15 protein-coding genes are annotated in these 13,330 nt (G+C 58.8%); 7 read left to right on the forward strand and 8 right to left on the reverse strand.

What is annotated here, in order from left to right:
* The first annotated feature begins 186 nt into the window (after positions 1 to 186).
* From DNI29_RS13445 to DNI29_RS13455, 3 genes are all read left to right on the forward strand, one after another.
* Positions 187 to 561 carry a PH domain-containing protein gene (locus DNI29_RS13445; protein WP_110978621.1) on the forward strand — a complete coding sequence of 125 codons (375 nt, stop codon included), beginning with the start codon at positions 187 to 189 and terminating at the stop codon, positions 559 to 561.
* Positions 562 to 628: 67 nt separating this feature from the next.
* Positions 629 to 1,012 carry a hypothetical protein gene (locus tag DNI29_RS13450; protein WP_110978622.1) on the forward strand — a complete coding sequence of 128 codons (384 nt, stop codon included), beginning with the start codon at positions 629 to 631 and terminating at the stop codon, positions 1,010 to 1,012.
* 463 nt (positions 1,013 to 1,475) lie between these two features.
* Positions 1,476 to 2,372, forward strand: a complete 897-nt coding sequence (locus tag DNI29_RS13455) for an urease accessory protein UreD (RefSeq protein WP_110978623.1) — start codon at positions 1,476 to 1,478, stop codon at positions 2,370 to 2,372.
* Positions 2,373 to 2,388: 16 nt separating this feature from the next.
* Here DNI29_RS13455 and ureG read toward each other — a convergent pair whose 3' ends face one another.
* From ureG to DNI29_RS13490, 7 genes are all read right to left on the reverse strand, one after another.
* A complete protein-coding gene (gene ureG / locus DNI29_RS13460; RefSeq protein WP_110978624.1) occupies positions 2,389 to 3,141 on the reverse strand; it encodes an urease accessory protein UreG in 753 nt (250 codons plus the stop codon).
* A 164-nt stretch (positions 3,142 to 3,305) separates the two neighbouring features.
* Positions 3,306 to 3,989: an urease accessory protein UreF gene (locus DNI29_RS13465; protein ID WP_110978625.1), complete on the reverse strand. Its 684-nt coding sequence runs from the start codon at positions 3,987 to 3,989 to the stop codon at positions 3,306 to 3,308.
* A 139-nt stretch (positions 3,990 to 4,128) separates the two neighbouring features.
* Positions 4,129 to 5,844, reverse strand: coding sequence for an urease subunit alpha (ureC, locus tag DNI29_RS13470; RefSeq protein WP_110978626.1), 1,716 nt, complete (start codon positions 5,842 to 5,844; stop codon positions 4,129 to 4,131).
* Positions 5,845 to 5,985: 141 nt separating this feature from the next.
* Positions 5,986 to 6,675 (reverse strand): urease subunit beta, encoded by a 690-nt coding sequence (locus DNI29_RS13475; protein ID WP_110978627.1) that lies wholly within the window; start codon positions 6,673 to 6,675, stop codon positions 5,986 to 5,988.
* A 16-nt stretch (positions 6,676 to 6,691) separates the two neighbouring features.
* A complete protein-coding gene (locus DNI29_RS13480) occupies positions 6,692 to 7,381 on the reverse strand; it encodes an urease accessory protein (protein WP_110978628.1) in 690 nt (229 codons plus the stop codon).
* Positions 7,382 to 7,521: 140 nt separating this feature from the next.
* Complete coding sequence (locus tag DNI29_RS13485; protein WP_110978629.1) at positions 7,522 to 8,904, reverse strand: NAD(P)/FAD-dependent oxidoreductase; 1,383 nt, start codon at positions 8,902 to 8,904, stop codon at positions 7,522 to 7,524.
* A 300-nt stretch (positions 8,905 to 9,204) separates the two neighbouring features.
* Positions 9,205 to 9,888 (reverse strand): carboxypeptidase-like regulatory domain-containing protein, encoded by a 684-nt coding sequence (locus DNI29_RS13490; protein ID WP_162303608.1) that lies wholly within the window; start codon positions 9,886 to 9,888, stop codon positions 9,205 to 9,207.
* A gap of 125 nt (positions 9,889 to 10,013) precedes the next feature.
* On the opposite strand from DNI29_RS13490, the gene DNI29_RS13495 reads away from it, so the two are divergent.
* From DNI29_RS13495 to DNI29_RS13505, 3 genes are all read left to right on the forward strand, one after another.
* A complete protein-coding gene (locus DNI29_RS13495) occupies positions 10,014 to 10,412 on the forward strand; it encodes an ArsR/SmtB family transcription factor (RefSeq protein ID WP_110978631.1) in 399 nt (132 codons plus the stop codon).
* Positions 10,413 to 10,460: 48 nt separating this feature from the next.
* Positions 10,461 to 10,787, forward strand: coding sequence for a (2Fe-2S) ferredoxin domain-containing protein (locus DNI29_RS13500; protein ID WP_110978632.1), 327 nt, complete (start codon positions 10,461 to 10,463; stop codon positions 10,785 to 10,787).
* Positions 10,788 to 10,949: 162 nt separating this feature from the next.
* On the forward strand, positions 10,950 to 11,645 hold the full coding sequence (locus DNI29_RS13505) for a YjjG family noncanonical pyrimidine nucleotidase (RefSeq protein WP_110978633.1): 696 nt from the start codon (positions 10,950 to 10,952) through the stop codon (positions 11,643 to 11,645).
* A 6-nt stretch (positions 11,646 to 11,651) separates the two neighbouring features.
* Here DNI29_RS13505 and DNI29_RS13510 read toward each other — a convergent pair whose 3' ends face one another.
* The gene (locus DNI29_RS13510; RefSeq protein ID WP_110978634.1) at positions 11,652 to 12,362 is read right to left on the reverse strand and encodes an SIMPL domain-containing protein; all 711 of its coding nucleotides are present in this window, start codon (positions 12,360 to 12,362) and stop codon (positions 11,652 to 11,654) included.
* 89 nt (positions 12,363 to 12,451) lie between these two features.
* On the opposite strand from DNI29_RS13510, the gene DNI29_RS13515 reads away from it, so the two are divergent.
* Entirely contained in the window at positions 12,452 to 13,000 is a 549-nt protein-coding gene (locus tag DNI29_RS13515) for a hypothetical protein (protein WP_110978635.1), read from the forward strand.
* Positions 13,001 to 13,330: the final 330 nt, after the last annotated feature.

Consider the following 13,330-nt stretch of genomic DNA (forward strand, 5'->3'; position numbering starts at 1 on the left):
TCCCTTTCATGGAAAGACCTATAAAATCCATTATGCTCCCAGCAGTTAGCTCCTGCCGTAAATAGTATCTGGCTTTAGCTCATCGGTAGGGGTAGCAGATTTGGGGTTGTCTACTTGTGAGAAGGCCGCTTCCAAATAGAATTTCTTGCTAGCTTCCGGTATCCTTCCACCTTACCTCCTACCCCTATGGGAATCCTCGATGCCATCCTGGGCAATGCCGCCGAAACCGATGCTCAAGAAATTCAGCTGGAGTTGCAGCAGCTGCTGGCCCCCGGCGAAACGGTGCGCGCGGCCTACGCCGTCATCCGCGACCTGCTGGTATTTACCAGTAAGCGCCTGATTCTGGTGGATAAGCAAGGCGTGACGGGCAAGAAGCGCGAGTACCTGAGCATTCCGTACCGCAGCATCGAACGGTTCTCCATGGAAACCACCGGCCACTTCGACCTCGATGCGGAAATTAAAATCTGGGTGCGCGGCCAAACCGAGCCCATCAGCAAAACCTTCCGCAACGACAAGAACATTCATGATGTATACCGCGTCCTAAGCGAGTTTGCGCTGTAGGCAAAGGGTAGGGTGCAACCATTTAGTTGGCTCGCATCTCTCAGTAGTAGCCCCGACTACTACCCTTATGACACAAACACTACTTTCCATAAACCTTGGTGGCCTGCTCGCACTAGCGCTGCTAGCCGGATGCCAGACGGACGAAGAAGCGCAAGAGCCCGAACTGAACTGTATCAGCGGACAAGTACTAGGAGCCAGTTGCAACGGCATGCTCATTCAAGTAGATGAGGCCGTCGGCATCGGCAAACCCATTATGTACCGCGACACGCTGCGGCCAAACGTAATAGGGACTTACTCTGAGCTACCAATCGGGTCTGAGCCGGGCAAAAAGTTCACCTTTGCTCTGCGCAAGGCTACAGCTAAGGAATCAGCCCCTCGCCCGTGCCTGGCTATCTACCAGAGTTTTGATGTGCCCCAAATGGTTGTAGAGGCTCCGCGTTGCAGCAAATAGATTGTTTACCAGCAAAAAAGCCTGTGGCGTATGTCCTACGGGCTTTTTTTTGATCCTAAAAGTCCCTACTGCCTGCCAGCGCTGGTGCTCCCGGCTTTCAGGTACTTATCATACCAGGCTAGGTACCGGTCGTAGCAGTCCTTTACGTAGCTGGCCGTGTCTGCCTGGCTGACCACGTAAGTAACCCACTGCCCGTTGGGCGAGAAATGGGCGCCCTAGATGTTGCGCAGCTGCTGCAAGTCGCGGGCCGTAAGTGGGTGCGGGGTGGTTTGCACCCGCAGCGTAGTGGGGGCCAGTAGCCCGAGCAGGAGTACCAGCTTTTATCATAACCTCAGAAGAGGAGAAGCAGGAAGTGAAGTTGAGCCCGGCTTCTGATGGAAGATACTAGTCCACCACATACGATTTAGGGCTTATTTTGCCCGGGGCTGCTGCTCGGCCCAGCTTATTCTCACTTCTCTCCGCCTTGGATTCTGCGTCAGCCTCCCTTCCCAGCCCCCTACCCCCTGCTGCCCCCGCTACCTGGAGCGAGCTGGAAATTACGTGCGTACGGGACCACTCGGTGCTGACGATGAGCCGTAGCGAGCAACCCCTGAAGCTTCTGAACCCGCGCGCGGCGGGTGGCAGCTGCCACGTGGTGCTGTCCAGCTACGGGGGCGGCCTGCTGGCCGGCGACGTTATCCGGCTGCGGGTAACGGGGCGGGCGGGGGCGCGTTTTCTGCTGGGCACCCAGGCCAACACCCGCATTTACCGCTCGCCCGGGGGTAGCATAGCCCAGCAACTCACCGAAGGACACCTGGAAGCCGGCGCGCTGGCCGCCGTGCTGCCTGACCCCGTGGTGCTTCAGGCTGAAAGTTGCTACCGCCAGCACCAGCACTGGCACGTAGCGCCCGGCGCCCTGCTGCTGCTGGCCGACTGGTTTCACTCGGGTCGGATGGACAGCGGCGAGCAGTTCGCGTTTACTTCCTACGAGTCGGAGCTGCGGGTGAGTGTGGGCGGCAAGTTGGTAGTGCTCGACCGGTTTGCCTTCCGGCCCGCCGAGCACATTGCTACCTCTCCCGCGCACTTCGACCGGTATCAAACCTCGCTGGCCGTGTACCTGGTCGGATCCCCGACGGACCCCAGATTTCAACGGCTTCGGGTGGCGCTGGATGACCTGCAGCCCCATTCCCGCGACGGACTTTCGCCCGAACTGTTCACTCAGGAATGCGTGGTGGCCGTGACTGAGGTGCGCCCGGGGGTACACTTGCTTCGCGCCCTAGGCACCAGCCGCCACGCGCTGCAAGCTGTTTACGAAGCTCTTTACGAGGCCTTAGCCGCGCCGGAATTGTTAGGGTATCATCCGGGCCGCAGGAAGTACTAAGCCGATTATTTCTCGCCTACCTCCTGTCCTCTCGCACGGATTCTAGGGCCCGGGTTTTGGCGGCGTGGATGTGCTGAATAATATCGTCGAGGCCGTGGCCGTGGAGGGCGCGGGCAAACAGAAAGGGCCCGTCGCCGCGCATGCGCCGGGCGTCGCGGTCCATCACACCGAGGTCGGCGCGAACCAGCTCGGCTAGGTCGGTTTTGTTGATAACCAGCAGGTCGGATTGGGTAATGCCGGGGCCGCCCTTGCGCGGCACCTTGTCGCCGCCCGATACGTCGATGACGTAGATGGAGAAATCAACCAGCTCCCGGCTGAAGTGGGCCGCCAGGTTGTCGCCCCCGCTTTCCACGAAGAGGTAGTCGAGCTGGTTGTTGAAGCGCGCCATCAGACCTTCCAGCGCGTCCATGTTCAGCGAAATATCTTCCCGAATGGCCGCGTGGGGGCAGCCACCGGTTTCTACGCCCACAATCCGGTCTTCGCTCAGGGCGCTGTGCCGGATGAGGAACTCGGCGTCTTCGCGGGTGAAGATGTCGTTGGTGACTACGCCCAGCTCGAACTCATGCCGCAGCCGCTCGCAGAGGGCTTTCAGCAGGGCCGTTTTGCCGGTACCCACGGGCCCGCCGATGCCCACGGTGAAGGCGCGCTGCCGAAAGTTGCGGTGTGAGGGCAGGCGCCGCGTTTCGCGCTGCGCGTAGTCGCCCGGCGAATCATAATACTCGTGGGTGTGACCGTGGAGCAGCAGGGCAAGCTTATCGATGAAAGCCATAGCAGAAAGCCAGGAAAGGATACGATGGAATAAATCTATCTGTCAGGCTGCCTAACGCTAAGGACCTTTGGCGCTTGGCGAAGGGGTAGCAGAAACTATGCGTAGTAGAGAGTTTTTGCACTACTCCCGATGACAGGCACTTTTCAAGAGGAAAACAGCAGCATTCAGTTCTGAAAAAGGCGAGAGTATACTTGCTCGTGTAGCATCTGGGCGGCATCGAGCAGATTGGCGGAACGAGCGGCCATGCGGTAGTCCGCGGTTTCGGCGCCGGCCAGCAAATCGTCGAAAATGGCGTAGAACTCGTGCTGCAGCCGGTGGCCTTCCATGGGCCCCAGACAGCCCAACCGGATAGCGGCGCTGATTTGGTCGCGCAAGGCCAGGTGCAGATAGAGCGTATGAATTTCGGGCAGGGTGTACCCCAGCCGGGCGAGGCTGAGGGCCAGCACCGGCACGAAATGAAGCGGTACCTCCTCCTGGGCAAACCACTCGCCCACTTCTGCTACCCCCGCCGCCGGCTGAAACGAGTGCAGCACCCGCAGCCAGGTTTTGCCCTGGGTAAGGCTGCCTTTGTGCAGGGCCGGCACCAGCAGCTGCGCGTCGTATTCAGCTACGATGAGGGGTAGCAAGTGGGCGTCAGCGGGCAATGTTACCCGGAAGCAAGAGTTCAAAAACGGAATTTCCAGCCCTACCACCTGCTGCAAGTAGGAATACAGGTAGTTGCGCACGCCCACCTGATTCCGCACCAGCCCAAACGTGCGGCTGCTCTCCAGCCCATATGAGTAGGCGAAGCCACCCGTCGGCAGGGCCGAATCGGCGAGGTGAAACAGGCGGGCAAGGCGGGTTGACACGGCGGTGGTACGTAACGTTGAGCGGTTGTTTGGCGCATATGGCGCATCAAGCCAGGGACAAGGAAGCTTACTCCTTGGAGGCTACCCCAGATTCCTCGTCTCGCGCGGAATGACAGTAGGATGTGCGACGATACAGGGGCTAAAAGAGGTTGTACAACTGGGCCAGTGGCAGCTTATCTACCGGCTCGCAGGTGAGGTGCACGCCATCCACGGTAACGCGGTAGGTTTCGGGGTCCACGGCAATGTTGGGGAGGTAGTCGTTCAGGGCCATATCCTGTTTGGTCACGGTGCGGCAGCCCTTCACGGCCACTACCCTTTTCTTCAGCCCGTAGGTAGCGCGCACGTGCTCCACCGAAGCCGCCGATACAAAGGCCAGCGACGTAGGCCCGGTAGCCCCGCCAAACGCCCCGAACATGGGCCGCGAAAACGAAGGCTGAGGCGTAGGAATGGAGGCGTTGGCATCACCCATCTGGCTGCGGGCAATAACGCCGCCCTTGATGACCATTTCGGGCCGAGAGCCAAAGAAAGCAGGCTTCCACAGCACCAAGTCGGCCAGCTTGCCCAGCTCCACGGAGCCAATTTCCTCCGCGAAGCCGTGGGCGCGGGCAGGGTTAATGGTGTATTTGGCCACGTAGCGCCGGGCCCGGAAGTTGTCGGTGCCGCGGGCCGCGTCTTCGGGGAGCAGGCCGCGCTGCTCGCGCATTTTGTGGGCCGTTTGCCAAGTGCGCGTTACTACCTCTCCTACCCGCCCCATCGCCTGGGAGTCGGAGGAAATGATGCTCAAGGCCCCCATATCGTGCAGGATGTCCTCGGCGGCAATCGTCTCGCCCCGAATGCGGCTTTCGGCAAAGGCCACGTCCTCGGGGATGTTCCGGTCGAGGTGGTGGCAGACCATGAGCATGTCGAGGTGCTCATCGATGGTGTTGCGGGTGAAGGGCCGGGTAGGGTTGGTGGACGAGGGAATCACGTTGGGCTCCCCGCAGATTTTGATGATGTCGGGGGCGTGGCCGCCGCCGGCGCCTTCGGTGTGGTAGGAGTGAATGGTGCGTCCCTTGAACGCACCCACCGAGTTTTCTACAAAGCCGCTTTCGTTGAGCGTATCGGTATGGATGCACACCTGCACATCGTACTCCTCGGCCACTTGCAGGCAGGTGTCGATGGTGGCGGGGGTAGTGCCCCAATCTTCGTGCAGCTTGAACCCTAGGGCACCGGCCTCCAGCTGCTCCCGCAGCCCTTCGGGTCGGGAGGTGTTGCCCTTGCCCAGAAAGCCAAAGTTGAGCGGAAACGTATCGGTTGCCTTCAGCATCATCTCAATGTAGAAGGCCCCCGGCGTACAGGTAGTGGCGCTGGTACCCGCCGAGGGGCCGGTGCCGCCGCCCAGCATCGTGGTCAGGCCCGAAGCCAGGGCTTCGTCAATCTGCTGGGGACAGATGAAATGGATGTGGCAGTCGATGCCACCGGCCGTCAGAATCAGGCCCTCCCCGGCTACTACCTCCGTGGTCACGCCCACCGTCATGCCAGGCGTAACGCCCGGCATAATATGCGGGTTACCGGCCTTGCCAATGCCGCTGATACGGCCTTTTTTCACCCCAATATCCGCCTTATAGATGCCAGTGTAGTCGAGCACCAGGGCGTTGGTGATGAGCAGGTCAAGGGCCTCAGCTTGCAGAATACCGGCGGCCTGGCCCATGCCGTCGCGCAGCACCTTGCCCCCACCGAATTTGCATTCTTCGCCGTAGGTGCAGAAGTCTTTTTCCACCTCAATCACGAGGCTGGTATCACCCAACCGCACCCGGTCGCCGGTGGTAGGGCCGTACATATCGGCGTAGGCGCGCCGGTCAAGGGAAAGGGACATAGTAGGATGATTACTTAGCTTAATAGGCCTTCTCTGGCTAAGCAGGATTAACTTGTTATTACTTCCAGCTACTCCATCAGCTCAGTAGCCAAGCGGTAAAACCAGTTCAACTGCGCTTAGCAGCACATGCAGGTAGGATCGTCACTCTACCTTTCCATTAATCCGTGCGTTGCCGCCGTACACGATTCTCTCCCCTGCTAGGGCCACGAGCTGCACCCGCTTCCGCTCGCCGGGCTCGAAGCGGACGGCGGTGCCGGCCGGGATGTTGAGGCGGAAGCCACGGGCAGCGGCACGGTCAAAGTCGAGCGCGGCGTTGGTCTCGAAAAAGGGGTAGTGGGAACCAACCTGAATGGGCCGGTCGCCGCGGTTGAGGACTTCTACAGTGAGGGTTTCGCGGCCTTCGTTCAGGATCAGGTCGGTGGCTTGAAGCTGGTACTCGCCGGGCGGGGGCGCGGGCAATGTGGGAGCGGCGGGCTGGGCGCGGGTGAGGCCGGAACCGTAGAGGGCCAGCTCCGGAGAGCCTTGCTCCCGACAGATAGGGTAGTGCACCGTGACGAGCTTGGTGCCATCGGGGAAAGTACCTTCTACCTGCACCTCGGCCACCAGGTCGGCCACGCCGGGCAGTACGTCCTGGAGGCCCAGAATCTGCTTGCCCTTATTCATGAGCACGGCCACCGTTTCACCGTCGCGGATGAACTCCAGCAGCTGGGTAGCCAGCAAAGCCACGGCTTCGGGGTAGTTGAGGGGCAGGCCGCGGGCATAGCGTTTCTGGGCTACCACGCCGGCTTGGTGTAGCATCAGCTTATCGAGGTCTTTGGGCGAAAGATGCATGGGCAGGAACGGAAGCTTACAGGTTGGAGCGTAAACCGGAGGGGTTGCTGGTGTGGGCGGGGGTAGGCAGGACGGGCGCTTGAGTTCGAAGCTCCTGGTTTTCTGCTTTAAATAAATTCCCGTATACCATCCAGCCACCGTAGCCAATGCTGAGCAGGGCCGAGGCTACCACCATGCCGGCGCGCAGATTGCGGCTGAAGCGCATGCGTTGAGTGAAGGGAATGCTCATCAGGCCGGTAGCGCCCAGCATACCCAGCACCGAACCCAACCCGAACAGCAGCAGGTAGGCCACTCCGAGCCAGGGGTTTTTCAGGCTACCCATGAGCAGCAGCACCAAAGCCCCGCTGCCGGCCAGGCCGTGTACCAAGCCCACGGCGTAGGCCGTGCCGCGGCGGTAGCGGGGCGGCCCGGTTTGGTAGTAGCTTTTGTCGGTGAGGCGGCTCAGGCCCATTACAAGTAGCATCAGCCCTACTGCTGCCTCGAAGTAGTTAGAATGGCTCACCAGCGCCCGACTTAGCAGCAACGCGCCGCCAAACACGACCAAGGTAGTAGTGTGTCCTAAGCCCCAGAACAGGCCCTCTTGCACGGCCCGAAGGCGGTTATCATGCCGAGCTACCAGCGTGCTGACGGCAATGAGGTGGTCGGCCTCGAAGGCATGCCCCATGCCAGCCAAGAAGGCAAACGCAATGGGAAGCAGGTCGTGCATAAAAAGCCGTGTTGTTGTAAATCGGCTCTTAATCTAAGGGCTTCCTCCGAGAAACGGGATGCTATTTTTCAAAATAGCCCTAAAAAAATACCCCGCCTTATCAGACAGGGTATCCGTTGTGCATAATTCCACCTATCAATCTACCCTCCTACCACAGCTGCTTTCGGGGCGGGTACCGGAGGGTTATACTCGGGAGTGGAGGCGTTGTGCTGGGCCGAGGTTTTCCCTTTGTCGTCCTTGAAATCGTGTCGCTTGTAGGGCCGGATGATGAGTCGCAGGGCTTTGTCGGCGGTAAAGTAGCTGATGGCCCAGCTGACTAGCGTAACGGCTTTGTTGCGGAAGCCCACCAGCGTCATGAGGTGCACAAACAGCCAGGTCAGCCACCCCAGGAAACCGCCGAAGTGCCGGTCGCCGGGCAGATCCACCACGGCACGGTTGCGCCCCACAATGGCCATACTACCCTTGTTGAAATACTTGAAAGGCTGTAGCGTCTCGCCGTGTAGCAGGCGCTTGAAGTTTTTAGCTAGCTGCTCGGCCTGTTGAATTGCCACTGGGGCCAGCATGGGGTAGCCCCGTGGCATCTCCTCGGTTGCCATGTTGGCCACGTCGCCAATGGCATACACGTTTTTGGTGCCCAGCACGCGGTTCAGGGTATCCACGTTGATGCGCTTGTTTTTGGCTACCACTTCCTCCGGAAGGCCCTCTACAGCGGCGCCGTTCACGCCCGCGGCCCAAATTAGGTTTTCGGTGCGCAGATATTCCGTGTCGGAATAGTAGAGCTTACCCTCCTCGAATCGCGCCGCTTTGGTATTCAGGCGAATGTGGATGCCCATATCCTCCAGGTACTTCTTGGCCTGCACCTGCGAGTCAACCGACATAGGGCCCAGCACCTCCCCGCCTGATTCTACCAGATAGATTTCCATCTGTTTCAGGTCCAGCTCGGGGTAGTCTTGGGGTAGCACGTCCTTGCGCATTTCGGCCAGGGAGCCGCAGATTTCCACGCCGGTAGGGCCACCGCCTACCACTACCACGTTCATCAAAGCCTGGCGCTGTACTGGGTCTTCGCAGAGCAACGCCTTTTCGAAATTCTGAAACAGGTAGCTGCGCAGGTTCAGGGCGTTTGGTACGCTCTTAATCTGCATGGCATTCCGCTCAATGGTATCGAGCCCGAAATAATTGGTGAGTGAGCCAGTAGCAATAACCAAGTGGTCGTAGCGGATTTCGCCAATGTTGGTTACCACCGTGTTGCGGGCATGGTCCACGCGCTGCACGTCGGCCATCCGGAAAAAGAAATTGGGCTGGCCGGCAAAAATCTTCCGGATGGGGTAGGCAATGCTGTCGGCTTCCAGGGCGCCAGTGGCTACCTGGTACAGCAGGGGCTGAAAGTTGTGGTAGTTATTCCGGTCGATGACGACTACCTGCACGGGCGCGTCGGCCAGATCTTTAGCTAGCCGCAGGCCCGCGAAGCCACAGCCAATAATTACAATGCGGGGCTGGGTAGTAGCCGGAAGGTTCGTATCCATAGCTGATACAACTGATTGTCGGCGCAAGCATACGACGAACTAAGGCAAAAGCGCCAAAATCCTTACCGAAAATTACTGGTTGAGGTTGTGATAAATGAGGTAGCAATGAGTGAGGTGTCATCAAGCCAGTATCCAGGCCAGGGGTCCTAACCAATTCCCTACCCCCTGACATGTGACAAGCCCTTATCATCAATGCTGATGATAAGGGCTTGTCACATGTCAGAAAGCTTATTCAGGAAAAGAAGACGGATGGAACCGCCGTGCTGCCTGGCTATAGCACTTCACTTAATCACACCTCCCCTAATAGTCTACCCCTTCTTTCTTTTTGAACTCACCATCCTTCACCTGCTTGATGAGCTGCAGCCAGCTAAAGGGATTAAGCAAGGGGTTGTTGGTAGCCGGCGTGGGGCCCATGCCCATGCGCCGGAGCTGGTCGTTTTGCTGGCTCTGCATGGTTTGACGATAGTTGCCCATGCTGGTAACGGGCAGCGTGTTAAACATGCGCCGCATGGTTTGCTCGTTTAGCTTCTCGGCGGCGGTCCGGTCGCTTTCAGCAGGGGCTTTCATAGCCAGGAAAGCTTCTTTAAACGCTTTTTCGGTGGCGTAGGGGAAGATGCGCACCTCTGGCAGCACCGTAGCATCTTCCTTGAGTTGCACAATAACGGAGTAGCTTTGGCGGGGGTAGTTAGCCGGGATGATAACGTACTGGTTGCGGTAGCCCAGGCTGCGAATCACAATACTGTCGCCGGCCAGCACCGGTATGGAAAAGTAGCCGTAGGGGTTGGTAGTGGTGCCGCGCCCGGCTTTGGGCACGAACACGGCCGCGCCGGGCACACCCAGCAGCGAGTCGCCGGAGGCCACGATGCCGGTGAACTGCACCACTTGGCGCTGGCCCTGTGCCCGCGCACCACCGGGAACCAGTAGCAGCGCTACCAGCACTAACCCGAGCAGGACGGGTAGGAAAGAAAGACGAATTCGGGCCACAACAAACATACAAGGCATTACAAGCGACAAAGATACGGCACTTTCGGGGGCCGCTGGCGGGTTTAAGGTAAATTCGGGCCCGCCGGTTTTGGTTCAGGGTTCTGTTTTCCTGCTTTCGTCTAAAGATGCGCCTCAAACACTTTACCGTTGCATTCGGCCAGCAACTATTCAAAGCCCTCGGCGACGATAGCCGGGTGCGCATCCTGCATTTGCTCTGGCGCAACCAGGAAATGTGCATCTCTGATCTGGAGCAGGTGCTGGATTTCACCCAGACCAAAACCTCTAGGCAACTAGCGTACCTGAAAAATGCGGGCCTTGTCAACTTCCGCCGCCTCGACAACTGGGTGTTCTATTTCATCAAAGACGAAGCCCAGGACTTTCTGCACCAACTGCTGAGCTATATGGAGCGCGACCCGCAGCTACTCCACGACCAGAAGATTTACCAAACGCTCTGGTCGAACCGCGAGCTGGCTGCGTATAAGCTGCAAAACCGCCGCTGGGTGGGCGTCCCTGATTCGCGCTGATTACGGGGGTAGCTGGCCCGTTACGTATCTTACACTTTTCTGCTTTCCGTGAAATCTGCCGCTGCTGTTACCCGCCTGTTTGTTTGCAATGCCCAGAAAAATGAGGTGGGCAAGGATGTAGCCAAGGCCCTGAAGATTGAGCTGAAAAAGCAGGGGCTGAAAAACCTGTTCAGTGGCGGCGAAAAGCGCAAAACCCGGGTACAAACCTGTAACTGCCTTGACCTCTGCAAGCACTGCAAGAAAGGCGCCGGCGCGGCCCTCATTATTTACCCCGAGGGCACAGTGTACGGCGATGTAAAGCCCAAGGACGCGCCCGATATTGTGCGGGAACACTTGGGCGAGGGGCAGGTTATTAATCGGCTCCTGATAGAGTAGCCCCTACCCCCGGCCCCATCCTAAAGGCACCTGCCCACTTGACACCCGCGCTGTTTGCGCCAGTTGCCTACCCCCTCTCAAGGCTCTAAACGCCTGCTCCGTCGGGCCGGAGCTGGAAAACCTTGTTACCTGTTACTGTTCACCTGTTACTTCCTTTCCCCTTTGAAATACCGGCACATTTTCTTCGACCTCGATCATACGCTGTGGGATTTTGAAACCAACGCCGATGAAACCCTGCGCCACCTCTTTGAGCTGCATGAGTTGGGCCGCTACGGTGCCTTTACGGTAGAGGAATTTATCCAGGTTTATTCCGACATCAACCACGGCTTGTGGCGCTTGTACCAGGGCGGCAAAATCACGCAGCAGCAGTTGCGGGCCACGCGCTTCCCACGCGCCTTCGTGAAGCTGGGCCTGGCAGAAGCCGACGCGCCCGCCGAAATGTCGGGGCAGTTTACGGACCTGCTACCCCACAAAACGGCGGTATTCCCTTACACCTACGAGGTGCTCGACTACCTCCGCGACAAAGGCTATGCGCTGCACCTGATTACCAACGGCTTTAAGGACATTCAGTATGTGAAGCTGAACGCCTCCCGCCTGACGGAGTATTTCCAGGAAATCATTACCTCGGAGTGCTGCGGCCACCTCAAGCCCGATGCCCGCATTTTCCAGCACGCCCTGGAGCGCACCGGCGCAACGGCTCCGGAAAGCCTCATGATTGGCGACAACCTGGAGTGTGATGTGCTGGGCGCTTATAATGCCGGCATCGACCAAGTGTACTTCAACCCCGAGAAACGCCGCCACCTCGCCCAGACCACCTACGAAATCAGCTGCCTGAGCGAGTTGAAGGGCATTTTGTAGAAGCTGCTACTCCAGCGCCACGACGGTTTGTACGGCGCCGGCGTATTCTATCAGTTCGGGGGTAAGGCGGAAGCTGCGGCCACCCATGCCTTTACCGTAGAGCTCCATTTCCACGGGCGGGGTAGTACCCCAGTTGCCTTCTTCGCTGCCTACCTTCTCTTCTACCTGCAGCACGGCACCCCGCTTCTGCCCCAGCCCAGCGCAGAGCTTGTCGGCGGCTTTCAGGGAGTTGCGCAGGGCAATAAGGGTAGCCTCCCGGTGCAGGCTGTCGGCCTGGGTGTGGGAGTAGCTCAGGTGCCGGATGCTGCTGATGCGGGTTTGCAGCAGGGCCTCCATAAACGGCTCTAGCTTCTTCAGATCGGCCAGTGTAATGGTTAAGGACTGCGTGGCCTGGAAGCCAGTGAATACCTCCTTACCATTTCGGTACTCGTAGTCTTTGTTGGTTGATACGGTGCTGGTGCGCAGGTCCTGTGCCGTCCGGATGAAGGGTTTTACTACCCCGCTTACCTGCCCAATAACCGCCTGCACTTCCGCCGCTGCCTCTTTCAGTTTAGGCTTGGTGAAGGATACCTGTACCGTAATTTCTGCCTGGTCAGGATACGCCGAAACCTTGCCGTAGCCCACCACCGTGATTTGCCGGTTTGGCACTGTGGTAGATGAAGTAGGGGTACACCCGAATAGCAGCAGGGGCAAGCAGCTGAGAATAATTCGCTTCATGTAAATGCAGGCGTCTGGAGGGAGCTGGAGTAATAGGCAAGTATAGCGTTTCGGCTACTAACCGCGGCAACCTGGCTACCTTTGCGCCCATGATCAGACTCATCGGCCTCTCGGGACGTCGCGGCAGCGGCAAAGACACCATTGCCCGCATGCTTCAGCAGCTACAGCCAGAGCGCAAGTGGCACATTCGCTCCGTGGGCGAGCCCATTAAGGCCGTGTGCGCGGCCCTGGCCGGTGAAGGCGTCACGCCCTACTTTTCGCAGGCGGGCAAGGCCGAGCGCCTACCCGCCTTCGGGCGCACCCGCGGTGAGATGCTGCAGCAGGTGGGGCTGGCCCTGCGCCAATGGGAACCTGACATTTGGGTGCAGGCCTTTTTCTCGCGCCTTCCTACCGACCAGTGCACTCTTATTCCGGATGTGCGCTTCCCTAACGAGGCCGACCTGATCCGGAGCCGCGGCGGCCTGATGTTGCGTGTAGAAGGCGACCCGCTCCACCAGCGCGGCGACGGCACCCGCGACGACCACCACCCCAGCGAAACCGCCCTCGACGCCTATCCCCACTTCGACCTCATCCTCCGCAACGAGGGCTCTTTTCAGGAGCTGGAACACTTAGTGAGGAAGCTGATGGAGCGGGTCTAACCATTAACGTAATGGCGCGGCAATCCAGCCTGAATTTATGGTTGCGGGCGTGGCTGTTCCCTCCCCTAGCGGTTATAGCATTGCTTGGGGTTCTATGGAAAACCGGGCAACGATGGCGCACCTTGCACAGTACGCAAGTACCAGCAACGGTATGTCGGCACCTAAGCAAAGAAGGCTCGGGCAGCAGCGGCGTTTACTACCTCATTGTTAAGTACCAACGTCCACAGGGCAACGAGTTTTATGCCCGCGTAGTCACGAACCGAAGCACGCATGATGATCTGTCAATAGGTACTTCTGTGCAAGTATGCTATTCCAATAACGACCACCAGA

The sequence above is a fragment of the Hymenobacter sediminis genome (assembly GCF_003231285.1).
Classification (GTDB): domain Bacteria; phylum Bacteroidota; class Bacteroidia; order Cytophagales; family Hymenobacteraceae; genus Hymenobacter; species Hymenobacter sediminis.

What these genes read in the sequence shown, in the direction of transcription:
- DNI29_RS13445 (WP_110978621.1), top strand. Translation starts at nt 187, where the DNA reads ATGGGAATCCTCGATGCCATCCTGGGCAATGCCGCCGAAACCGATGCT.
- DNI29_RS13450 (WP_110978622.1), top strand. Translation starts at nt 629, where the DNA reads ATGACACAAACACTACTTTCCATAAACCTTGGTGGCCTGCTCGCACTA.
- ureG (WP_110978624.1), bottom strand. Translation starts at nt 3,141, where the DNA reads ATGGCTTTCATCGATAAGCTTGCCCTGCTGCTCCACGGTCACACCCAC.
- ureC (WP_110978626.1), bottom strand. Translation starts at nt 5,844, where the DNA reads ATGTCCCTTTCCCTTGACCGGCGCGCCTACGCCGATATGTACGGCCCT.
- DNI29_RS13475 (WP_110978627.1), bottom strand. Translation starts at nt 6,675, where the DNA reads ATGCATCTTTCGCCCAAAGACCTCGATAAGCTGATGCTACACCAAGCC.
- DNI29_RS13480 (WP_110978628.1), bottom strand. Translation starts at nt 7,381, where the DNA reads ATGCACGACCTGCTTCCCATTGCGTTTGCCTTCTTGGCTGGCATGGGG.
- DNI29_RS13485 (WP_110978629.1), bottom strand. Translation starts at nt 8,904, where the DNA reads ATGGATACGAACCTTCCGGCTACTACCCAGCCCCGCATTGTAATTATT.
- DNI29_RS13495 (WP_110978631.1), top strand. Translation starts at nt 10,014, where the DNA reads ATGCGCCTCAAACACTTTACCGTTGCATTCGGCCAGCAACTATTCAAA.
- DNI29_RS13510 (WP_110978634.1), bottom strand. Translation starts at nt 12,362, where the DNA reads ATGAAGCGAATTATTCTCAGCTGCTTGCCCCTGCTGCTATTCGGGTGT.
- DNI29_RS13515 (WP_110978635.1), top strand. Translation starts at nt 12,452, where the DNA reads ATGATCAGACTCATCGGCCTCTCGGGACGTCGCGGCAGCGGCAAAGAC.